Here is a 23,102-nt window from a genome sequence, read left to right as displayed (position 1 = left end):
AGTTTGATTCAACTCACCTTATTATTTTGCAACAATATGTATATGAGTAATTTTTGACACCTATCATTAGAGAAAAAACCAAATTTGGTACAGTCAGAACCGCTTTTCAAATGATAAATAATTAGAATGAGTTAGATATGAAATTAAGTGATCTTTCTATTAAGTCTAAGCTAACGACAATTGTGGTGTTTTCCGTTGTACTGATCGCAATGGCGTGTGCTTATAACCTTGTTCAACAACGTAACTCTTCGCTGCAAGAACGCGAAGACAAACTCAGTGCCCAAGTTGAGGCGGTCATTAGTTTGGCTCAGCATTATTACGACCAACGCCAAGAACTAGGCGATGATACCGCCAAGCAGCAGGCGCTTGCAGCAATTCAGTCGTTAAGATACGACAGTAACAACTATTTCTGGATTCTAAACCAACAAACCGAAATTATACTTCACCCTATTAAGCCAGAACTCAATGGCAAAAACGCGCAAGACTTCAAAGACGGCGCGGGGAAATACCATTGGCGCGAGATGGTTGCCATCTCTAACACATCAATGCAAAAGGGGTTTCTCGACTACCAATGGAAAAGCCCACAGGGTGCATTAAAAGATAAGATATCGTACGTACAACTTTTTCCAGAATGGCACTGGATTGTGGGCACGGGTATTTTGGTCGCCGATATTCAAGAAGCCTTTTATGTGATGGCTATTAAAGAAGCCGTAGTGGCTCTATTACTATCAGCACTGCTTTTTGCCATGGGCTATGCGATTTCTAATAATATTCTTACGCCATTACACAGGTTGATTGAAAACACCCACAAAATTGCCGATGGCGATTTACGCGTTCGAATGAATATGTCACGTAAAGACGAACTCGGCGATATGAGCGTTCAAATTGACAAAATGCTAGATAAACTGCAATCAACCCTTCGCACAGCCAATGATTCGGCAACACAGTCTAGTACGATGGCTAACCAGATCGCACAAGCCAGTGAAGAAGCGGCAACCAGTGTTAATTCTCAGCACGCTCAGCTTGAACTGTTGTCGACCGCGATGACTGAAATGAGTGCAACCATTGCAGATGTCGCAACGAATGCTGAAAATACCGCCACCAGCACCAACACCGTCGTTGACCATGCCAATCGCAACGAAGAAACAATGAAACTAACGTCTCAATCTATCTCGCATGTTTCTGACAATATCTCGATGGCTAACGAGCTTGTGCGTGATTTGCAATCAGGCGTCAATGAAATAAGTAATGTGGTTAGCGTTATCCGTGAGGTATCCGAACAGACCAATCTACTGGCTCTCAATGCCGCGATAGAAGCCGCTCGAGCCGGAGAGCAAGGGCGTGGATTTGCGGTCGTCGCCGACGAGGTACGTAACCTAGCAAGCCGCACACAGAACTCGACCAATGAAGTTCAGCAGACAATTGAAAAGCTAACCCAACAAGCAGGCAAAACCTTTACCGCAATGCAAACCAGCAACGAAAGTGTAGAGCGAAGTGTTCAGGCCTCTGACAATACTCGCAAACAGCTAGATGTGATTGTTAATGAGATGCACAATGCCAACGATATGGTGGCTCAGATCGCTGCCGCATCTGAGCAACAAAGCGCAGTAGCAAGTGAAATGAATCAAAATGTAACGGGAATACACCTCGCTGCGAACGAAGTGCTTCAAGCGTCGCAGTCTCTTGCCGAAGACAGCCAAATGATGGCCAATACTGCAGAGTATCTCACCGCTCAGCTTAAGTATTTTAAGGTATAGCTTTAATCTTCAATCTTCAATCATAAAAAAAGTAAGGCGTAAAACGCCTTACTTGCAATTCTTCAACAGCATTTTGGCTCAAACGTTGCGCCGACTTTAAAACTGAGCGGTTAGACTTTAAAACTGAGCGGTTATAGCAAGCTTACTCGATATAAAAACGAGGGTTTGCAACTCCCCAAATCGTATAGAGCTCTGGGAAGATTAGCTGCGCATTGTCTTCCATTTCGCTGACGGTAATCTGACTTTGCTTTTGCTTACCAAATAAAATGACTTCTTGATTTTGCAGTACGCCTTTGACATCACTGACATCAACTAATGTGGTGTTCATAGACGTCACTCCTAACACTTTTGCCCGTTGACCATTGATTAAAACGTCACTTCGATTGCCCATTTTTCGTGGGTAACCATCAGAATATCCAACAGGAAGGTTCGCTAAAACACTGTCTCTGGTCACTTGGTATGTACTGTCATAACCAACCGTGCTTCCTTTGGGAAGGTAATGCAATGACGCGATACGTGTTTTAAAAGAGACAATGGAAGGGTATTCTGGGTTAGTCGGAAGGTCACCGTACAAAACGCCACCAGGTCGAACCATGTCTAGCTGTGCTTCTGGTACGTTGAGTGCGGTATAAGAATTAGCAACATGGAGCGTTAACTCATCACGCTTCAGGTTTGCCTCGTTAATTAACCAGGCAGAATGAGCATTAAAGTCGCCTAATTTACTGCGGATATCATCCGGATTGTAGTTCGGAAAATGGGTCATGATACCAACGATTTTGATGCCGTCTTGAGTCGCAATCGACAGCGCTTCTTGCTTCCCAGCTTCGGTTGACATGTCGATACCGTTACGTCCCATACCACCGTCATTTAATGCTAAGTGCACTTTTATCGTACTCCCGGTGCGTAAGCTCAGCGCTGCCAATTGTTCGGCTTGTGCTTGACTACCGATTAGCTCTTCGATATTCAATTCCACGCTCTGTGCAATTTCTTCAAAGCTTGCCGAACGCACACGCATTAACTGGCCTTTAAAACCACTTTCACGCACCGCTCTCGCTTCAGCATTGCTAGTAATGGCAATACAAGGGATCTCTTGAGCTAGAATGGTTGGCATTAAACCTCGAATGCCATTTCCGTACGCGTCAGCCTTCATCACTGCACAAATTTTTGTTTCGCTATTAATGTGGCTCTTAAACTGTTCAATATTTCGTTTAAATTGCCCGAGGTCGACTTCAAGCCAAGCATTCGTTTGCTGAATATCTTGTATTGAAGAGGTACTGTCATTAAGGCTTAAAGGGGCAGCAGACGCTAAAAAAGAGGGTAACACCATAGCCATAGACAGGGTGAGAAAAGACGCTTTGAAGTTCATCTCATATCCTTATTTAGTGGAAAAAAGAAAGCCCCATAAGGAGCTAACTGTATTGTAGTTGAGATAACCATAAATCAGTGAAGTTTGAAACGACCCATGGCATCTTGCAAAGTAACCGACAATTGGCTGAGCTCTCGGCATGCATGCGCCGTTTGTTCAGATCCTTCAGCAACTTCTTGTGAAGCCATCTGAATATTTTCAATGTTACGACTTAGCTCATCGGCCACTGAATCTTGTTCACTACACGCGCTGGCGATTTGTCTGCCCATATCTGAGATTTGAGCGACAGAATGCTCAATCGATACCATAATCTGTTGTGAATGATTACCTTGTACAACACAAGCATCAATACCGGCGCGTGAATGTTCAGTTGCCGCTTTTGCTTCACTGGCCATAGCCTGTAGCTTCTCAATAATGGTTGTGATTTCTCCTGTTGAGTCTTGTGTTCTGCCCGCCAAAGTACGTACTTCGTCAGCAACAACAGCAAAACCTCGACCAGATTCACCAGCTCGAGCCGCTTCAATGGCTGCATTAAGAGCCAATAAGTTTGTTTGTTCAGCAATATTGCGGATTACATCTAACACCACATTAATTTGCGTAGATTGCTGCTCTAAATTCGTTACGGTTTCACCCGCCTGACCAATAACGTCAGCCACCTGTTCAATTGAGCTAACCATAGCCACATTGTCTTTTGCCCCTTCTTGCGCTTTTTCATTGGCACTGCTTGCTTGTGACGCAGAATCTTCTGTATTACGTGCAACATCTGTTACGGCCGCCTTCATTTGCGTCATCGCCGTTGCGACTTGGGTAATCTGATGTTGCTGCTCTTTCATGCCTTGTGCAGAAGTCGTTGAGATGTGGCTCATTTCTTCTACAGCGCTGCTAAGTTGAGTCACCGCCGTAATGACCTCTTCAATTAACTGGCGTAAATTATTTTGCATCTTTTGCGATGCGTCGGCTAATTCGCCTAATTCGTCATTACCAATCGCTTCACGATCAATCGTTTTAGCCAAATTACCTTGTGCAATGGCATTAGACTGTTCAACCACTAATCGCAGCGGCCCACAAATAATTCGGGTTAAAAAGAGAGTGATCACAATCATTAAGCCAATGATCGCCACATTACTGGTCATCGAGGAAGTATTTAATGTATCGACGGCTTTTAAAATATAACTTTTATTGCCGTCCATTGCTTTTTGCAAAATACCAATCAACGCCTTAGTATCAGATTCAATATTGCGGAAATTATCCAACGATGTTTTCAGTATTTCGTGAGCACCGGCTTTGTCGTCTTGCTCCAACGCTTGATTGAACTGCCCTATCGTCGAGGTGTAGCGTTCCCAGTTTCTCATCAGTTGTTTAAAAGTGCGTTCTTCTTCACCCGGCCAAACCGTTGCGCCGTACTGTTTCAAGCCGGCATCGACTTCTTGCTGTAACTGGCGGCTTTCTTGTAGGCGCTGTCTCACTTCGTTCGGATCATTAGCCAGCAACGTCGCAAATTGTGTGCGTCGCCAATAAGACATCTTGTCTGCCATTGTGTCAACATGCTGAAGCGCCGGTAGCGTATCGTCGGCAAAGTTAACCAATTGCTTTTTAACTTCGGTCAGCTCACTGTACAAATACCAAGCAAAAATAATATTGATTAAAGCGATGAGGCTAAAAGAGCCTGCAATTTTTTGTTTAATCGAGAAATTTTTTAACAACATGAATGAGTTACCTTTGATTGTTTGTGTCAAAAGTCGCATAAGCGAACAACATCCATTTATTGACAGTGTGATATATATCCCAAATTTTTGCCGATATTATCATGTTATCTATAAATTGACGATAGCTTTAGTATTGACCAAATCTGAACAGTTACCAATAAATCGACGGGTTATTTACCACATCGGATGTTTCGATTCTTTAACTACATTACGGTTACCAACTCGTCTAACGCCGTTAGTTCGCTATTTTCTTTGCTTAAACAGCGATGACTTGTTTTGCATCAACAGCCAGTTCAACACACAAACGACGAATGTAGTCTAGGCTGACCAGGCTCAAAAGCCGAACATCGAGCCGGTATTAAGACCCGTTGGTTTTTATTTTCCGCCAGACTAATTTTTCTAATTCAATAATCATTAGCACGGCCGCACCATAAAGCAACATTATCGCCCAATAACCGGCTGAAATCGGGGCACTGTGGAAAAGATGATTCATCATCGGCAGATATAAAAAAGCCAATTGTGCGCTTATCATCGCAAACAACCCCACCGCTATCCATGGGTTCGAATGCAGTGGCATGGTAAAGATTGATCCATTTAAGCGACGGCAATTGATTAAGAAAAAACTTTGCACCACAACAAATAAAGTAACGGCAAGGCTTCGCGACTCTTCTAAGCTCGCCCCTTGATGAGCTGACCATTGGAATAAACCAAAAGCACCGAGTAACAATAAACTACTCACTGAAATAATCCGGCTGATGATTTCACGATGTAAGATCGGTTGTTTGAGGTGCCGAGGTTGACGCATCATTAACCCGTCTTCTTTCGGTTCAAAGGCCAACATTAAGCCTAAGAACACCGCCGTGGTCATATTAAGCCACAGCGCTTGCACCGGTAAAATAGGCAATGTTAAACCAAAGACAATAGCAAGCATAATGACAAGGCCTTGGCCCAAATTGGTTGGTAAGATCCAAGTAATAAACTTAGTCAGGTTATCAAAGACATTACGCCCTTCTTCTACCGCCGCCTCAATGGATGAAAAGTTATCATCCGTTAAGACCATATCTGAGGCTTCTTTGGCCACCTCTGTACCATTTATCCCCATCGCAATACCAATGTCGGCTTGCTTCAAGGCCGGTGCATCGTTGACGCCATCTCCCGTCATGGCGATGACCAAATCATGAGACTGCAATGCCATGACCAGTTGCAGCTTTTGTTCAGGCGCAACACGGGCAAAAATCGCCACCTCATGGCAAGCGTCTTTGAGTTCCTCATCACTGAGTTCACTTAACTGTTGCCCGGTCAACATAGGGCCAAAGCGGGAATTTGACTCGCTGAAAATGCCAATTTTCTCTGCGATTGCTTGCGCGGTTAAGCCATGGTCACCGGTGATCATTTTGACTTTGATTCCCGCTTGTTGACAAATTGACACGGCATGGATCGCTTCTTCTCTTGGCGGATCGATCATGGCTTGTAGACCGATGAATACCAACTTTTTTTCTGCTTCATGCTGGTTAAAGTGCTCTAGCGTCTGTTGATCTTTATCGATCCATTGCATCGCAAACGCTAAAACCCGTAAACCTTGACTGGCCCAATTGGTGACCTGTTGATTAACGTGTTCTGCATCCAATTCACTCAACTCACCGTTAGCGGTTAACTGGTGATTACAACGACGGATTATTTGCTCTACCGAGCCTTTGAGGTAGAGGATATTGTTGTCTGAATCGCCAGCATGCAGTGTTGCCATATATTGGCGGTCAGATTCGAAGGGAATAATATCAAGGCGTGGGTGAGTATGGTGACACTCATCATTGACCAAACCGGCTTTCAACGCAACAGTGATCAATGCCGCTTCGGTAGGATCACCTTCGGCCAACCAGCGCTGGTCTTTTTCTAATAAACGCGAATCATTATTGAGCAACCCCGCGATCAATAAATGCTCAAAAGCACGATTATCTTGCCATTGCCCCTGGAGTTCTCCTGAAGGCCGATAACCATTTCCGGTCACTGTAACAATTTCATTCGCCGCATACAGCCCTTGCACCGTCATCTGGTTCTCTGTCAACGTGCCCGTTTTATCAGAACATATGACGTTAGTTGAACCTAGTGTCTCGACCGCCGAGAGCTTACGAATAATGGCATGGCGTTTTGCCATGCGTCGAACACCGATGGCAAGCGTGATTGTTACCACCGCAGGCAGTCCTTCAGGAATAGCAGCCACAGCCAACGCCACGGCCGCCATGAAGGCGTCTGATAATGGGAGGCCATAACCTAAACCAATCATAAAAGTCACACCTGCCAATAGCAGAATGACCCACAATAATAAGCGGCTAAAAGCGTGAATTTTACGTGTGAGTGGCGTCTCGAGTGGTGTGGCCTGCGCGATCATAGTGGCAATTTGCCCAGTTTGAGTGTCATCGCCCGTTGCGACAACAATCCCTTGTGCCGTACCATACGTCACGAGCGTGCCGGCAAAGGCCATATTGTGTCGCTCTCCCAGCGCTGTCTCTATTTCGAACTCGCCTAATTGCTTTTCTACCGCCACAGATTCCCCTGTGAGTGTCGATTCATCGATTTGAAGATCTCGACACTGATAAAGCCGCGTATCAGCGGAAACTTTGTCACCAGAAGCAAATACCAACACATCACCACAGACCAAGTTCTGGGTGGGTATCGATTGTTTTTTACCCTCCCGAATCACTGTCGCATGGGACGAAAGCATTTTTTTCAATGAGTGGATGGCTTGTTCAGCTTTGGACTCTTGAATAAATCCAATAAAAGCATTAATTAACACCACTAATAAAATAACGCCGGCATCAATGTATTCACCCAATACCGTTGTTACTATTGTGGCCACCAATAAAATATAGATCAGCGGGTTATTAAATTGCAGCACGATGCGACGCCAAGTTGGCACCATCACTTGACCCGTGATCACATTCGGCCCATTGCGTTTCAGTCTTTGTTCGGCTTCATCTTCAGACAAGCCATGGCGACAGTGACTCTTTAATTGTTCAAACACCGCCTTATGATCAAGATGATGCCAATGATGGCGTTCCTTTTTATTAGGATGATCAGACGATTGCGTTGACATATATGCCCACCTAGTGATTGAATATTCATCGATTTGTTATAAGCGTAGTCGGGCTAATGAGGCAAAGAAGCCTCTTACTTTCGAATCTGTCTTACGCTTCAAATTTTTGCGCCTAATCACTCATAACATGCCGAACAACATGGTAAATAATGAGAATAAAATCACCACTAAAGATAAAGCCACGCCCTAACTCATACACGCTTTGCTTAAGGCTACGCGTCGTAACACCTTGCTTCTGGATAAATAAAGCCATCACAGCCATTCAGTCGCAATATCATTTGTAAAGAAAAGCAATGTCACTGTGCTTGGTCTGATCTTTTAGACAGCATACTTATCCCAAACCAAGAGTCGCTGGCCAACCACGCTGAATCTAAAGCGGCGCAAAGTTTCAAAAATACGGTTGCCGATACACTAAAATCTGGTAACATCATCGCAATTGAAAATCATTCTTATTTTGATTTAGATCAATTTTATGATTTGTGCTATATCGCTGATCGCGATGTATCTTCCTGACTGTGTTTTAAATAGCGCATAAATTCAGCATACTTTGGGAATTTTTTATGTTTCGTCATTTTTCATTTTCCGTCATTATTGGCGCATTATTACTCGTATTTTCGACATCCAGTGCTCTGGCTAAAACCTATCAACATAGCTTAGGTACTTTAGAAATCGACGGCACTCCCCAACGCGTTGTTGTGCTAGGTTACGGCAGTTTAGATTTCATCGATGCGCTCGGCATTACGCCCGTGGGTATGCCAAAAACACTGCTACCTACGTCTTTACAACACTATAAGGCCGATGCCTTTACCAATACTGGCAGTGTCAAAGAAGTGAATTTCGAAACTCTCTTTACCCTAAAGCCCGATCTGATCATTGCAGAAGCACGCATGGCAGACATCTACCAAGATTTGAACGATGTCGCCCCCACTTATATATTCAAAATTGACACTACGGATTACTGGAAAACGACTCAAGAGCATTGGCGAACGCTAGGTGCAATTTTTAACAAGCAAGCACAGGCCGAACAGTTAATTGCCGAGGTTCAAGATCAAATTAATCACTTACACAGCAAAGTCGCAGTGAATCCTCCTCGCGCACTGACCGTCTCAAGTAGCGGTAATACGCTTGCCATGTTTGGCCAGCATAGCCGTTTCTCATTCATTTATGATGAAGCCGGCTTCAAGACCAGTACATCGGCAAATGTTGACGCCGTTTCTGGATCTCACGGTAACTTGATCTCATTTGAATATATTGCTGATGCGCAACCGGAAGTGCTACTGGTTCTTGACAGAGAGCAAGCGATCGGTCAAAGCAACGGGAAAGCAAAACAACTGTTTAACAACGCGCTGATCAAATCGATTCCAGCGGCGAAAAATGATCGAGTGCTATTTATAGAGCCCGCAGCATGGTATCTGACTGCCGGGGGTTACCAGTCAACAAAAACCATGATCGCAGACCTCAACAAAGTGTTCAAAAGTTAACCAAAACTTCTCATTCTCATCGCTAAATGGCCTTTCCTACTCCAGGTTGTGAAAGGTCATTGTCGTTTTTTAAGATCGATCATAACACCATGAAACTTCATCATATTCTGGCATTTTTATTGCTAATCATCCTCGCCGCTTGCTCGTTATTAGTCGGTGTCGCCGATGTGTCAATTTCGCAGGTGCTTGCGGGTGATCACCACAGTTTAACGATAATCTTAGTCAGCCGCTTGCCACGGTTACTCGCGATCATATTGGCCGGAGCAGGGTTAAGTATCGCGGGCCTTATCATGCAACAGATTATGCAAAACCGCTTTGCTGCTCCGTCGACGACCGGCACCATTGACTGGGCGATGTTTGGTTATATTGTCGCTCTTATTTTCTTTGCTGATATGAGCACTTGGGTACACCTGGTTACGATCTTCGTCTTTTCGGTACTTGGTACGGTCATCTTTGTGCGCTTCTTGCAGCGCTTAAAATTCAAAAACACCATGTTGGTCCCCTTGATTGGCATCATGTATGGCAACGTGGTGTCATCCATGGCGACGTTCATCGCTTATAAATACGACTTAGTGCAAACGATGGGGTCTTGGGCCGTGGCGAACTTTGCCTCTGTACTGCAAGGAAACTATGAGTTTTTATACTTAGCGCTCCCGGTTTCGATATTAGCTTACGCCTATGCCAACCGTTTTAGTGCCGCCAGTGTTGGCGAAAGCTTTGCTAAAAACATCGGCTTAAACTATCAACGAATCATTCTAATTGGTGTTATTCTGGTGGCGGTGCTCTCTTCGTCCGTCGTCATGATCGTGGGTGTTATTCCTTTCCTTGGTTTGATTGTGCCTAACCTTGTCTCGCTCTTTATTGGCGATAATATGCGCCGTAACCTCCCATGGACAGCCTACACTGGGGTGATCCTCGTTCTGTCTTGCGATATATTAGGCCGTCTGATTATCTTCCCTTATGAAATTCCAATTTCTATGATCATCAGCATCTTAGGCGGTTCAATTTTCATTTTCCTTGTATTAAGAGACAAAGCGAATGCGTGATTCTGTTAAAGTGAGTCTGCTCGCGATCGTCGCAGTGTTGATCTGTGCGATCTTCATTGGCAAAGGCTTAACTGCCGATAATTATCAGTTTTTCTTATCTCGTCGTGTGCCAAAAGTGCTGGCAATAATGCTAGCGGCCATGGCGATTGCTTCCTCATCATTAGTTTTTCAAACCATCACCAACAACCGGATTTTGACACCATCCATTCTCGGATTTGATTCAATGTATGTCATGATCCAAGTTATGTTGGTGGTAATGTTTGGTGGTTTCAGTGCACTCGTTATCAACAGTAAGCTTAACTTTTTGCTTTCAACCGCCATTATGACTCTCTGTGCCATGACGCTGTTTCACTTTTACTTTCAAAGTCGGCAACGCAATATCTTTACTTTATTATTGATTGGTATTGTCTTAAGTAGCTTATTTAATAGCGTGACTGGTTTTTTCACCATGATCACCGACCCTGACGAATTTACCTTTATTCAAAATTCGATGTTCGCGAGCTTCAATAACATCAATAATGAACTGGTTTACTGGTGCTTAGTACCACTTCTGATAAGTGGTGGCTACCTAATGCGCATCGCACACAAACTCGACGTTATGTGGCTTGGCATTGACAACGCAAAAAGCCTAGGTGTCGATACCCATAAGCTGACCATGCAAGTCATGTTCATCATCACCTGCATGGTATCTATTTCGACAGCATTAATCGGACCAATCTTATTTTTTGGTTTAATTGTTGTGGCCTTAACCCGCCAGCTGTTTTCTGGTTATCAACATCGACTCTTGCTTTTAGCCAGTTCGGTCTTGTCCGTCGTGCTGTTATTAGGTGGTCAATGGGTGGTCGAAAACCTGTTTGATTTTGATACCACCATTAGCGTTATTATCAATTTCCTTGGCGGCGGATACTTCTTACTTCTGCTAATGAAAAACAAATTTGATTAAAGGTTTATGACATGATCCGTATTCAAGGTCTTAGTAAAAAGTACCATCAACAATTTGTGGTGAAAAATGCTGATGCTTTGTTCCCGCTAGGAAAAGTGACCAGTATTATCGGCCCCAATGGCGCAGGAAAAAGTACCTTACTTTCGATGGCAAGTCGCTTAACTGAGAGCGATGCCGGAACCGTGGTTATCGGCGACAAATCGCTTGAGCAATGGAGTAATGAAGAGTTAGCCAAACACCTCTCTGTTCTGCGCCAATCGAATAACATCAACATGCGCTTTACCGTTAGTGACTTAGTCGCTTTTGGCCGATTTCCTTACTCACAGGGGCGCTTGACTGAAAACGACCATCGAATCATCAAGGAATCGATGCAAGATCTTGATATTGAACATTTAAAAGATCGCTTCATCGATCAACTTTCTGGCGGTCAACGTCAAATGGCCTTCATTGCTATGGTTGTGGCACAAGATACCGACTATATCTTCCTAGATGAGCCTCTGAATAACCTCGATATTAAGCACTCTGTTGACATCATGAGTACACTGCGTCAGCTTGCCGAAAAGAAAAATAAAGCCGTGGTTATCGTTATCCATGACATTAACTTCGCCTCTTGCTATTCCGACCACATCATCGCAATGAAGCTTGGTGAAGTCATTAAGGCAGGAAGCATAGAGCAAGTGATTAATTCAGATGTCCTTAGCGAAATTTACGAAATCCCATTTATAGTTCAAGACATCGATGGTAAGCGTATTTCACTTTACTATCGCCGTTAACCACCTTTGCATATCGATAGGACAATTGCGACGCCGTGTTGTGGCCATTGCTCGGATACTCACGGCACGGCTCCTATTTATCTCGAACCTGGATCGCACCGATTTCACTCACTAAACACTGAATTACTTAAAGAAGTGTTGGAGCCTCGCAAGTCTCATTTATTTCCATTTACTTCAAGCTCTCTTCCTCACAAAGTGACAACGTGAGTCAACAAAAAGGCGAGTTATGGAAATTATCCACCACGGCGGTAAAGAGACAGTAACGGGTTCGTGCCATGAGTTCCGATCAAATGGCCAAGCGGTGTTGATTGATTGTGGCCTATTTCAAGGCGCTGATACCCGCCCCTTGGATATTGAGTTTGACACCAAAGCGCTCGGTGCCCTACTGTTTACCCACACTCATATTGATCACATTGGCCGCCTGCCATGGCTGCTGGCGAACGGTTTCAATAAGCCGATTTACTGCACTGCAGCGACCGCAGAGCTTATCCCTTTGATGCTCGAAGACAGTTTAAAGCTGCAGCTCGGATTAAAATACAAACAAGCGCAACGAGTGTTGAACCGCATCCGTAAGTTGTTGGTTGCCAAAGAATATAACCAATGGTTTCCGATTGATGTGCAGCAACCCGATGGCCTTTATGCTCGCTTTCAACCTGCGGGCCACATTCTGGGGTCGGCGTATATTGAACTGCAATTACCCAATCAAGAGGTGGTGGTTTTCTCTGGCGACTTAGGGCCAAGTAATACACCATTATTACCTGACCCAGTTTCCCCTGAACGAGCGGATTATCTATTGATTGAAACCACTTATGGTGACAACAAACACGAAGAGATCGCGTCTCGCGCGGCGCGGTTGAAAGCCATTATCGACCGTTCATTACAAGATGGCGGATCGATCCTCATCCCTGCGTTTAGCGTTGGTCGAACGCAAGAGCTACTGTTTGATATTGAACAACTGATTCATGACCACGACATCGACATTCGTCTACCGATTATTCTCGACTCGCCTATGGCGCAGAAGGTCACTCGATCTTATCGACGTTTTAAAAGCTTGTGGGGGCAAGAGGCCAAGCAACGTTTGCAAGCACACCGTCATCCGTTAGCCTTTGACCAATGCATCACGGTAGAAGATCACCGTACCCACCAGCGACTAGTGAACCGTTTAAAATCGACTGGCGAGCCTGCGCTCGTGGTAGCGGCTTCAGGGATGTGCCAAGGTGGGCGCATTATGGACTACCTGAAAGCACTGCTGCCAGATCAACGAACCGATGTGATATTAGCCGGCTATCAGGCTGAGGGAACGCTTGGCCGTGCGATTCAATCGGGTGACAAGCAGGTACGCATTGATGATGAATACGTCGAAGTTAACGCACATATTCATACCATGTCTGGCTATTCAGCCCATGCCGACAAAACCGATTTACTGCGCTTTGTCGAGGGAATAGATCCCAAACCTAAACAAGTGCATTTGATTCATGGCGAGCCACAAACCCAAGCGTATTTTGCTCAAGAACTGAAACAGCGTGGTTACTTGGTGAAATAATAACGGCCATGACACAACGAGAAGTAAGTTGGGGCGAGTATCAAAGTCTCAACTCTAGTCTTAGTGGCAACTTAGACTACTTGTACTCATTAGGTAGCGACTTTGAATATGACGTGGGTATTGAAATACATGAGTGAGCGTTTTAACTGGCAGTTCGGCCGATACTACACGTGACTGTATTACACAATCGATGTGCAACACGCGCCGAACCAGACCGATACCAGTACCAACTTTAGCGCTACCATTACCACCGGCAATTGCAGAACCTGCTGCACCAAATAGTGCACCTCTGGCCGTTGGACCAACAACACTCATTCATCGAAGTTTATCGCTTCAACACGACTACGCGCTATTGAATAAGAAGGATCATATCCTCACGCAGAATACCAACTGAGTCTAATTGGAAGATTTAACATACATCAAATGTACACCTGTAGGCGTAATCTTAGTTAAGTCACGGCTGTACACGTAACCGTATTTCTCTAGTAAATCAAGGCTGTGATACGTCCACCCGGCCGCGAATGCCACCCCTACTAATGCGAAATAAATGGTTATCTTATTCGCTAGTTGCATTGCTTTTGGAGAGTAAACCTTTCCAATTCCTTTCCCTTGATAAAGAGCCCTTGGAGACATCCAAAGTAGGCTAAGTACAGCCCCTAAACCACCAATGGGAACCCAAAGAGTAATAATTGACACTCTGACCTCTGCTTCTTTGTTTAACAATCCGACATAGTCACAATAAACAGCATAGGAAGGATAAATCCAACTTAGTAATGCGAATGTGAGAAGTAAGACTCCAGCTGAGCGTACCTTAACTTTCGATTGCATTTTCAAGCTCTTTCACTATTAATTTTGAGATTTGATACTCGCTCCAGAAAATTTCAACTAGTACATATGCAGCAAAGCAAACGGCCGCGCCTACAATGATAGGGGCACTATAAGTAGCAGTTAACCATAGAGCCCCCTCACCAGCACCAACCTGTACTAAAAACTTAAACATGTCAGAGCCAACGTTACCAAACCAGTCAACTAAGTGGTAATCACTTTTGAACACCAAATCACTGGTCGCAATACTTGCGGACACTACAAACGTTAATACACCCGCTCCTTTGAAGTTTGCTGCTCTTGCTTTCGGGCTAAATCCAGCTTGCATCGACTTAAAAGAGTTTAGTGGGTACTTTTTCCCATCCATGTTGATACGGGTACCATTTACAAACGCGTGCTTAAGCGCTTTACCATTCTGGTCTGTGCCATTGAATGCCACAAAAGTTTTACCTTTACTTTCGACAAGATCCGCTTTGATATTCATGTCACCAAATTGCTTGGCAATTGAAGCGGCATTGAACATTGGTTCAGTATGATTAAACCATGATTTAGCGGCGTTAATACTAGCAGCAATGACCGCAACGTTTTTTCCGGCCTCAAGCCAAACGTTATGCAAAATTTTATGGGCATCCTCAAGATCTACAATCATTACATGTTGATTGTTTTTTGCCATTTCCTGTTCAAGAGAGCACTGTAACCCCATTGAATCACCGAGTACTTGAGAAGCATTTCGTCTGGTTAACGTTTCTGCTCTTTGGGTTGCATATTGATCTTGGTTGGCTTGTACATAAGCCCAATCCTTCTCAGATTGAGCAATACGCTCAGCATGCTGTTTAGCTATTCGTTCTTTTGTGGATAAACGGGGAAGCTCAATGGAGGGAGGGGTATCACCCTCTAACCAGCGAGTATTGTCTCTAATCATAAATATGTATTCCTCTTACTGGCGAACATAATACATGACAAAATTACGAGGCAAAAACTTGCTCAAAGCGAGAGACAAAGGCAGCACTTTCAAGCTAAATTCTGACAGACCAAACTCTTTGTTCTCTTCAAACAGCAGGGATAAGTCCTCTTATGCGAGTTAGGTGATCTTTCTCCAGTAGCCAAACTGTAAAGGCCCAAAGTAATTTCCAGTTTTAAGCATATTTTTAAACTGAAAACTTCACGAAAAATATTACAGGCATAAAAAAAGACGTCCTAGGACGTCTTTTTTCAAGAATGTGGCAGGAGTGAGACAGCACACTTTGCGAGGTAAGCTATTGAAATTTAATCAAAAATAAATAAAACCCGAGACAAGTATTACCTTAGATATTACTACGTGCTAATCCTTGGCTTTAAGTACAACCAGCTATATATTCGGGCAGTGCTCTTGAATAACCTGCTCCCCTAACTGACCAAACACAGCTCGAACCGCTGAGTGAAATTTTCTTAGCTGATCACAAGTATAACCCAATTTCGCATCATGCCTTTGCGCCGGAGTTAGCTCGATTTCAGCCAATAACTCGATGGATTGAAGATCGCTACTGTCGATCAAAGGCTCCAAGCACTCTTCGATTTCCTCTAACCACTGCTTTCTTTCGGCTTTTAAAAAAGGAGCATTTAGATTTAACAAGTCTATCGTATATTGTGCTTTTTGTTGCTCACCTGCTGGCAGTGCTAGGTTAGGGCTAATTTCACCACTGCCTGATGAGTATATGAAATAATCTCGACAATTAGCCTGATGCGGAGAAACAAATAATCTAGCATCAAACTTGCTCCCCTTAAAATGGCCTCCAAACTGCTGTAGGCCCGGAAAATGTTTCAGATCTTCACTAGCTAATGAACATAGCAACAGATTGCCATAGTTAAACGTCTCCACAGGAAGGAAGCTCTTAGGCTTCTCATGCTCAATATGGCTTCCCATGTTCTGCTCAGTTGCAAAGTCTGTAAGGTTTAGCTCTGTGTAACAGCAAAGTCCGTATTGTTGCTGTAATAACTGGCGGCTAAGCTCAGTTTTACCATTAAAGTTTTTCCAGCGTCGGGTAGCCTCTTCACTTGTTGCTGGGTTCCCGTTCTCTATTTCCTGCTCAAGCTTTACGTTGGTTGCGTTATGAGGCTTATCTATATGTCTCATTTACCCAACAACTCCCTGCGCTTTAATACTCTATCAGCATGAACTAAGTCTTCATGCTCTTTACCCAGTAAACCATCTAATTGTGCACGCACCTTCGTTGCTTCGTTATCCCTTCCTAGTCCAGAGTTTATTAGCTGCATATACTCTTCAAAAAGCTCCACCTGACGAAGTGGAGGTCGAGCGTCGACATTAAGTGTTTGTGTTAAGACATAATTACTAGGCTTCCCTAACGTCTCTCCAATTGGAGGTAACGCTTCAGTCTCACCTGCTGCAACGTCAGGTAATACTCGAATTTGTTCTTGTTTCACGGTAGAGAGCACTTGAGGACTGTGTGTGGTCACAATGAACTGTATGTTAGGGAACGCTTCAGATAGGTTCTGAAGAACTAGCTGTTGCCACTGTGGGTGCAAGTGCATATCTACTTCATCAATAAGTACGATACCACTTGTGTCGTTCACCGCATTTTCAGCTAAGTGAGGGTTAAGCCTAACGGCTCTATAGGCAATATCAGCAACCATTCCTAGCATATTGCGCACGCCATCACTCAAGTATGAAACCGGCACATCGCCTTGATCTTTATGTGTAGCAATCACTTCTTTAGTTGTTGCGCTATATCGAATGTTTGACCATCCTGAAGGAGCTAATACAATATTTACAGCGTTAGTAATGGCTTTTAATAGCTTGCCTCTAATTGTAGAGCCATAGACAACAGCACCTTCAAGGCCATGCTCTTCAATTATTTGCATTTTTCTTTCATATTCTGCAATCGTTTCAACTCTCAACCATTGCGCAAATGCAGAATAAGTCGATTCAGGATCTAAACAATCCATATAACCATCTAGACGGCTATTTGTTTGATGGGCTGGGTTCTTCTTTTCAGTTAGTCTTTTCTCTTTCCAAAGCCGCCCAGTACCGTAATAGCTCAACAACGGTAATACTACTTTTCCATTGTTCTGCACTGACTTCTGCAAGTCTTGAGCAACAGCCTTGAGTTCTTTGACTTGGGTCGTCCGCCCCTTGAGAGTATTTCTAGAGCGCGACCAGCTACTTGGAAAATGATAGTCGTCCCCCTCGTGAACCGTCACTTGCACTTCCACAGGAAACTGACGCTCCATTGTAAACTTCTCAGCGCCTGAAAAAGAATCTCCCGCTTCAAGTTCACCAGCGCCGACAGTATGTTTAGCGATACGAATATCAGAGTTCAGGATGCCACGATCTTTACTAGTTTCAAATCCACCAGAAAATTGACCATAGCCAATAGCGATAGCATCAAGAACGGACGTTTTACCAAAACCATTTAGGCCGACCAGAACGTTAACACCAGTGCCAAACTGACACTCGAAATGCTTGAATGCCCTAAAGTTTTTTAGTTCTAATTTCTCTATTTTCATTATTTATCCATAAGCTGCTCTGGTCGATGCGCAGATTACACCAATCTGTTGTTTCATTGTATCACTAAAACCATGATTGCTTTTTGCACTCCATAAGCTTAAAAGGCAATATTTTGGGGTCACTGCTCTGTGTGCATTTAAGAGGCGCCAATTTGAAGCCTCTACTATTCCGAAATAGTTACCAAACGCCTAGCCGTTCATACTGCTGGCGTTTCTGGTTCAGCTTTTCATCAGACTTAACTAATCTAAGTAACGCACGCAAGTAGCCTGCAGACGTGTTGTAGTCTCTTAGCTGTTCACACACTTGCAGTAAACGAGTTAGTATTTTCTTTTGCATAGGGAACAGCTTATTCAGCTTTTCCAGCTCAGTTTTGGCTTCCTCGTACCTTGCATTCAGAACAATACGGGGTCAGGTCTTGCGTTTTGACACAATGCAGTTGCCCCGTGAATCACGCGATGTCACATGATATAACGTATTAGCAAATTCGCCCCTTAATCATCGGCTCATTTTCTCTCCCTGAAAACACCACACCAAATACCTAAATTAAACCTCCCGCCAACAAACCCAAAGGGCAAAAGGCAAGACCTGACCCCGTTAATTTTAATATCAACAACTATAGTCAAAATTGCTAAAATCCAAAATTAATTCGGAAAAGAATGGTTAGAATCGCATTAAAAATTACGACTCAGAAAATGCTGTGTGACATATTCGAAAGATTATAACCATTCATTGATTAGTAAGCGGCTTTTGACGCCTCTGATTTGCAAATTCATAGCCTCAAACACTTCTTCTAAATCACGGCATTGCGGCGAAACATTAGGCAAAGATAAACATGCCTCTTGGAAAAAGCGATCCTCACTCGCCGTTCCCAACCAAGCCATTGTCCACCACTCTACAATTCGAGTTTTCGAATCCTGCAAACGCTGTTGGCTCGGGACACGATTGCTTTTACTGTTGTTTTCTGACGCTGTCGAAGGCAATAAATTCCATCTATCGTTATTGGGCCAATATACAAAAGGCAAGCAGTGATCGATTTGATACGTCGACTGCAACTTTTTACCACTCCAAACGCTCTCGACTCTACCTTGTTGCTGGGTAATTTGATCTACACGTTTACGAACAACACGAGTATCATGATCTTTCTCTACCCAAACTAAATAATCATAGTAAGTCTGCAAAGAAATATTACGTGCTTGATTGCGGCTATACTTTTGCATCTCCATCACCCACTGGTTCACCACCAGAGGTTCAATCCACGAATGAAATAAACGCAAGCACTCCCATAAACTCTCATCAAGTATAAAATAACCATAGCTTTCAAAGAAGCTTCGGTCTAACACAATGTGCTTTTCCTTACGTTTTGTCTTACGAGTAACGGAAAATACACAATTCTGTTTATCGCCAATATAAGTAAATTTCACAGGGTTTTGGATTATAGTATCGAGCGTATCTTTCAACGTTTCTTGAAGCGCTTTCGCCTCATCCCCGACGAAAATAGAGCCTACTGCTAAATCGTCAACGCCAATATGTTTTATCTTGTGCCAACCATCTGGCTTTATGAAACCTAATCCCTTATTTGGATTGCTGTTTTGTTGGATATCACCAATATCGATTAAACGCTTAAATTGGCGTACCCAGTACAACGCCACGAGTCCCAATGGGATAGCCACTTTGCCATCAGTTCTGTCGACTACAGAACCTGAATGAGCATCGGCAATCCGCAACAGGGTACGGAGTAACGCGAGTTTGTAGGTTGCTGCTTTATTGTCATTAACCACAATATGTCGAATTTTCGTCAGATCGCCTGAGCCATCATCAGGTAAGCACATCACCACCGTTTGCCACGTTACATCATCTCGATTCAATGAGTCTGAATTCATTGATGACACATGGCGAACCACTAACGCAGAGTCTTTGGCCAATTGCTCTAGTTCTTCCGCACTAACGTCATACGATTGGCGTTTATCATTAAAATTACCATGCCTTAGTGAAATGACTAGCCGACCATTTGGTGCCAACAAATTCGATAGTTTTCGAAAAGCACGTTCACGATGAGAAGGCGCGACGTGCATCCAGACTGCGCTCACTAGAATAAGATCAAAGCGAACCCCTAAGTTAATCACTTTGTTCAGCGAAGGGAGTGAATCATCGATCCATGTAACGTTGGTCCCAGTATACTCTTGCCCTATCTTGCGCATTGCTTCTGCGGGCTCAACAGCAAATACATCGCAATGTTGCTCTGCCATCCAAAGCGCATCTCGGCCAATTCCAGCACCTACATCCAAGACTTTATCTTTCGACAACGGCCAGAATGATTTCCACGAACCATGCACAGACTCGAAATTCGTCGCAGTGTATTGCTCGAAGCACTGCTGCGCATTGTTTTCGTAAAAAGAGATTGTTATAGACATATATCCAACCAAGACAGAAACTTACCTCGATGATATATGGCTTGGTTGCATAGTGCGAGAAAGTATTGGATTTGAATGACCTTGTGAGAAGTGGGTCATGCTAAATGATAACTAATTTGATACGTTCAATTTGCTCTAGGCATAAAGCATACGCCTAAAAGGCTTTGTTTCCTAAATCATGGAACTAAATCTTCGACCCACGATCTGAACAGCTCAGTTTAACAAATGTGATCGAAGTTGAAGTGTTTCTAAATTTGCTTAGACAGACGCGCCGAAGAATCATGGGGATATCTGGCGATGGTGCTTATTATACAAGGTTGTGTTACGGAGCTATTAGCATCTCGTATCAAACACGCTGTCCCGATCATTCCGCTAAGGGAAAGCGCAGCCTTCTGGGAGTATGGTCATCTCAATGTTCCGTGTAAAAAACTGCTTGACGGTACATTAAGCTTAAGAAATTACAATAGCGTGAGCCATGATAAAACGCTAAACAAGATCACATTGCTAGGTATGCCAGAAGCAATAGTGATCGTCTAATATTAATCATGTGAAGAACGCTTTAACAGAATCTGAATTAGAAAACAAAGCCCTTGAAAGCCGCTCGTTTAGAGTCAGCACAAGGGCAAAATTTAATGCGGAGTATTGTATCGCGAATATATGGTTTTGCATTTGATAGAGAATCGGCTTTGCTTACCAAATTAATTTATGACATTGAGAGATCGCCAGAGTAGTCTACGTGGGGGGTAACCGAATCCGGAAATACTTCGGTACTGAATACCACCAGCTTTTGGCCCGCCCTCGTCATGGCAACATAGAGCTTACGCAACGATTCTTGCAGCGCTTCCTCGCGCTCTGATTCGCTGAAATCAATATGCTTAGCCTGATTAATGATATGCCCAGCTCCCAACACGAATGTTGTTGAAGCTTCCATGCCCGTACAACTATTCACCGTCATGATTTTGATTCTGCTGCCCACGGCGGTTTCGAGATCTTTTTTATCGTTGTAATTCACAACGGTGTTATAGCCTGTTCTACTTTCAATCTCTTTTTTCAAACTCCACGGGTTATAGTGACGGCTGCAAACCACCATAATTTGATGCAGTGGTACTTCTTGTGACTTCACTAAAGCTTCAATCTCATTTAAGAAGCGAGCATTCTCATCTTGCGGGCTTCTTGAATAGATAATATGGGGCTTACTTCCCCGCGCCATTTGGTCAAAATCGGGCTTAACGTAGTCTTCAGGGCTAACGTCCAACTCTTCCAAAAGTGCATTTGCTGCGGTCATAATTTCATAGGTCGTTCGGTATGAATGATTCAAACGCTTGGTTCTACCACGAACATTTAAGCCGATGCTTTTCCAGCTCAATCGTCTTTTTAGAAAACCTTGATTGGGGTCGGCACACATGAAAATGCTTCCACCAGGCACAAGTGATCTTTTAATCACCTCAAGCCAAGACGGTGCAAAAAATTGCGCTTCATCAATCATGAAATGGTCAAAACTAGGCAACGTTTTTGCCGATAGCGCGAGTTCTTTAATATAAATATGGGGAAGATAACCCTTAGGATCTGAGAGCTTTTCCACTAGAATTTCGTACAATTGCCAAACATGTTCCCTTTGGCTTTTCTGCAATGCGAATCCTCTACCTTGTCGGTCATATTCTAGATACTCATCCTTATCTTTGATCAGGTAGTCATTGATATACTCAAGTTCATCCCAAATTTGACTGTCTTTCAGCGACAATTCTGTATAGCAAGTATTGGCATCACTGAGAATTTTCTTCTTTGCGGCTTCAACATCTTGCTCTTTGAACAAGGCGCTTACATATCTAAATTTTGCTCTGTATTGCTGCCACGCGAAGGAGTGAAATGTCTGTATTTCAAGGTTGGCAGGCTCTCCGCCTAACCATGTTTTAAACTTCAGCTTAATATCTTCAACCACCGGGTTATTATGGATAATCAGCCGCACCTTTTTTTCAGGATATTTTTTGCAATAGAGGATTGCTCGATTAATTAGAATGAGCGTTTTACCACTTCCGGCAACACCATTAATCAAACGAACCGAGAACTCACCCTGCTGCTCTTCATCCTGATCTACCGACTCCATAATATCTAACCGAGTCGCTAATTCTTGGTCATAATCAAGGAAAAAAGGCAATAACCTTGCTGAGTTATCACTCACTAAATGCTGCTTACGCGTACTGCACTGTGTCGGGATAACAGACTCTGGGAATAGCTTCTTTTTTATGCTGGCAAAATGCTCAGCTGAAAGCTCTACCAGCTTGTCGATGATGATTTGTTCACCATTAGCATAAAAATCAGCTTGGCTAATAACTTGAACATAATCAGGCAAATGAGAGTGGTTCGAATCTAAATTTTCTACCACAGCGAGATATTGGACTGGAGCACAATCTCGCTCAACCAGCAACTCATTGAATCGACGCAATATTTGAACATCTACTAGGCTTGGCGCCTGCGAATGCGACCCGATAAAGAGCCAGCTATTACAAGGCCCTTCAACAATACAGGGCGCCACTTTTAAAGCATCGTCTAGAGGCTCACGAATAAAAAAATCATCGCCCAATTGAGCAAATACTTTTTTGAAATGGCGTCTTACCTTGCGATCAAGACCTGTAATTGTCTCTATATGTGCCATGA

The 23,102-nt window shown here is 43.6% G+C and carries 17 protein-coding genes and 1 pseudogene; 7 read left to right on the top strand and 11 right to left on the bottom strand.

The window, feature by feature from the left end:
* Window positions 1–137: 137 nt before the first annotated feature.
* On the top strand, window positions 138–1,757 hold the full coding sequence (locus CDZ87_RS07620; RefSeq protein WP_100752994.1) for a methyl-accepting chemotaxis protein: 1,620 nt from the start codon (window positions 138–140) through the stop codon (window positions 1,755–1,757).
* Window positions 1,758–1,899: 142 nt separating this feature from the next.
* Here CDZ87_RS07620 and alr read toward each other — a convergent pair whose 3' ends face one another.
* From alr to CDZ87_RS07605, 3 genes are all read right to left on the bottom strand, one after another.
* The gene (gene alr, locus CDZ87_RS07615; RefSeq protein WP_100752993.1) at window positions 1,900–3,123 is read right to left on the bottom strand and encodes an alanine racemase; all 1,224 of its coding nucleotides are present in this window, start codon (window positions 3,121–3,123) and stop codon (window positions 1,900–1,902) included.
* Window positions 3,124–3,197: 74 nt separating this feature from the next.
* Window positions 3,198–4,829, bottom strand: coding sequence for a methyl-accepting chemotaxis protein (locus CDZ87_RS07610; protein ID WP_172953561.1), 1,632 nt, complete (start codon window positions 4,827–4,829; stop codon window positions 3,198–3,200).
* A 358-nt stretch (window positions 4,830–5,187) separates the two neighbouring features.
* Complete coding sequence (locus CDZ87_RS07605; protein WP_100752991.1) at window positions 5,188–7,920, bottom strand: cation-translocating P-type ATPase; 2,733 nt, start codon at window positions 7,918–7,920, stop codon at window positions 5,188–5,190.
* Window positions 7,921–8,480: 560 nt separating this feature from the next.
* On the opposite strand from CDZ87_RS07605, the gene CDZ87_RS07600 reads away from it, so the two are divergent.
* The 5 genes from CDZ87_RS07600 to CDZ87_RS07580 all read left to right on the top strand — a co-directional run bounded on the left by CDZ87_RS07600 (window position 8,481) and on the right by CDZ87_RS07580 (window position 13,706).
* A complete protein-coding gene (locus CDZ87_RS07600) occupies window positions 8,481–9,401 on the top strand; it encodes a siderophore ABC transporter substrate-binding protein (RefSeq protein WP_100752990.1) in 921 nt (306 codons plus the stop codon).
* Window positions 9,402–9,490: 89 nt separating this feature from the next.
* The gene (locus CDZ87_RS07595; protein WP_100752989.1) at window positions 9,491–10,447 is read left to right on the top strand and encodes an ABC transporter permease; all 957 of its coding nucleotides are present in this window, start codon (window positions 9,491–9,493) and stop codon (window positions 10,445–10,447) included.
* Window positions 10,440–11,390, top strand: coding sequence for an iron chelate uptake ABC transporter family permease subunit (locus tag CDZ87_RS07590; protein ID WP_100752987.1), 951 nt, complete (start codon window positions 10,440–10,442; stop codon window positions 11,388–11,390). Before CDZ87_RS07595 ends, CDZ87_RS07590 begins: the two co-directional genes overlap by 8 nt.
* Before the next feature lie 11 nt (window positions 11,391–11,401).
* Entirely contained in the window at window positions 11,402–12,163 is a 762-nt protein-coding gene (locus CDZ87_RS07585) for an iron ABC transporter ATP-binding protein (protein WP_100752986.1), read from the top strand.
* Window positions 12,164–12,389: 226 nt separating this feature from the next.
* Complete coding sequence (locus CDZ87_RS07580) at window positions 12,390–13,706, top strand: MBL fold metallo-hydrolase RNA specificity domain-containing protein (RefSeq protein WP_100752984.1); 1,317 nt, start codon at window positions 12,390–12,392, stop codon at window positions 13,704–13,706.
* A 60-nt stretch (window positions 13,707–13,766) separates the two neighbouring features.
* On the opposite strand, the gene CDZ87_RS07575 is transcribed toward CDZ87_RS07580, so the two are convergent.
* The 7 genes from CDZ87_RS07575 to CDZ87_RS07545 all read right to left on the bottom strand — a co-directional run bounded on the left by CDZ87_RS07575 (window position 13,767) and on the right by CDZ87_RS07545 (window position 20,447).
* A complete protein-coding gene (locus tag CDZ87_RS07575; RefSeq protein ID WP_100752983.1) occupies window positions 13,767–14,021 on the bottom strand; it encodes a hypothetical protein in 255 nt (84 codons plus the stop codon).
* An 81-nt stretch (window positions 14,022–14,102) separates the two neighbouring features.
* Window positions 14,103–14,534 (bottom strand): hypothetical protein, encoded by a 432-nt coding sequence (locus tag CDZ87_RS07570; RefSeq protein WP_100752982.1) that lies wholly within the window; start codon window positions 14,532–14,534, stop codon window positions 14,103–14,105.
* Entirely contained in the window at window positions 14,518–15,453 is a 936-nt protein-coding gene (locus CDZ87_RS07565; protein WP_100752980.1) for a hypothetical protein, read from the bottom strand. Before CDZ87_RS07565 ends, CDZ87_RS07570 begins: the two co-directional genes overlap by 17 nt.
* 426 nt (window positions 15,454–15,879) lie before the next feature.
* A complete protein-coding gene (locus tag CDZ87_RS07560; protein ID WP_100752978.1) occupies window positions 15,880–16,644 on the bottom strand; it encodes a retron system putative HNH endonuclease in 765 nt (254 codons plus the stop codon).
* Entirely contained in the window at window positions 16,641–18,035 is a 1,395-nt protein-coding gene (locus CDZ87_RS07555; RefSeq protein ID WP_100752976.1) for an AAA family ATPase, read from the bottom strand. Before CDZ87_RS07555 ends, CDZ87_RS07560 begins: the two co-directional genes overlap by 4 nt.
* A gap of 178 nt (window positions 18,036–18,213) precedes the next feature.
* Window positions 18,214–18,372, bottom strand: coding sequence for a hypothetical protein (locus CDZ87_RS07550; protein ID WP_216639379.1), 159 nt, complete (start codon window positions 18,370–18,372; stop codon window positions 18,214–18,216).
* Window positions 18,373–18,752: 380 nt separating this feature from the next.
* Window positions 18,753–20,447 carry a class I SAM-dependent methyltransferase gene (locus CDZ87_RS07545; protein WP_100752975.1) on the bottom strand — a complete coding sequence of 565 codons (1,695 nt, stop codon included), beginning with the start codon at window positions 20,445–20,447 and terminating at the stop codon, window positions 18,753–18,755.
* A 209-nt stretch (window positions 20,448–20,656) separates the two neighbouring features.
* Here CDZ87_RS07545 and CDZ87_RS07540 point away from each other — a divergent pair.
* A pseudogene (locus CDZ87_RS07540) lies at window positions 20,657–20,984 on the top strand (IS5/IS1182 family transposase); the annotation flags it as partial.
* Window positions 20,985–21,150: 166 nt separating this feature from the next.
* Here the strand turns inward: CDZ87_RS07540 and CDZ87_RS07535 are convergent.
* Entirely contained in the window at window positions 21,151–23,100 is a 1,950-nt protein-coding gene (locus tag CDZ87_RS07535; RefSeq protein ID WP_100752972.1) for a 3'-5' exonuclease, read from the bottom strand.
* Between the last annotated feature and the right edge of the window lie 2 nt (window positions 23,101–23,102).

The sequence above is a fragment of the Vibrio salilacus genome, assembly GCF_002811245.1.
GTDB classification, from domain to species: domain Bacteria; phylum Pseudomonadota; class Gammaproteobacteria; order Enterobacterales; family Vibrionaceae; genus Vibrio; species Vibrio salilacus.
This window is presented reverse-complemented; position numbering and strand designations above follow the sequence as displayed.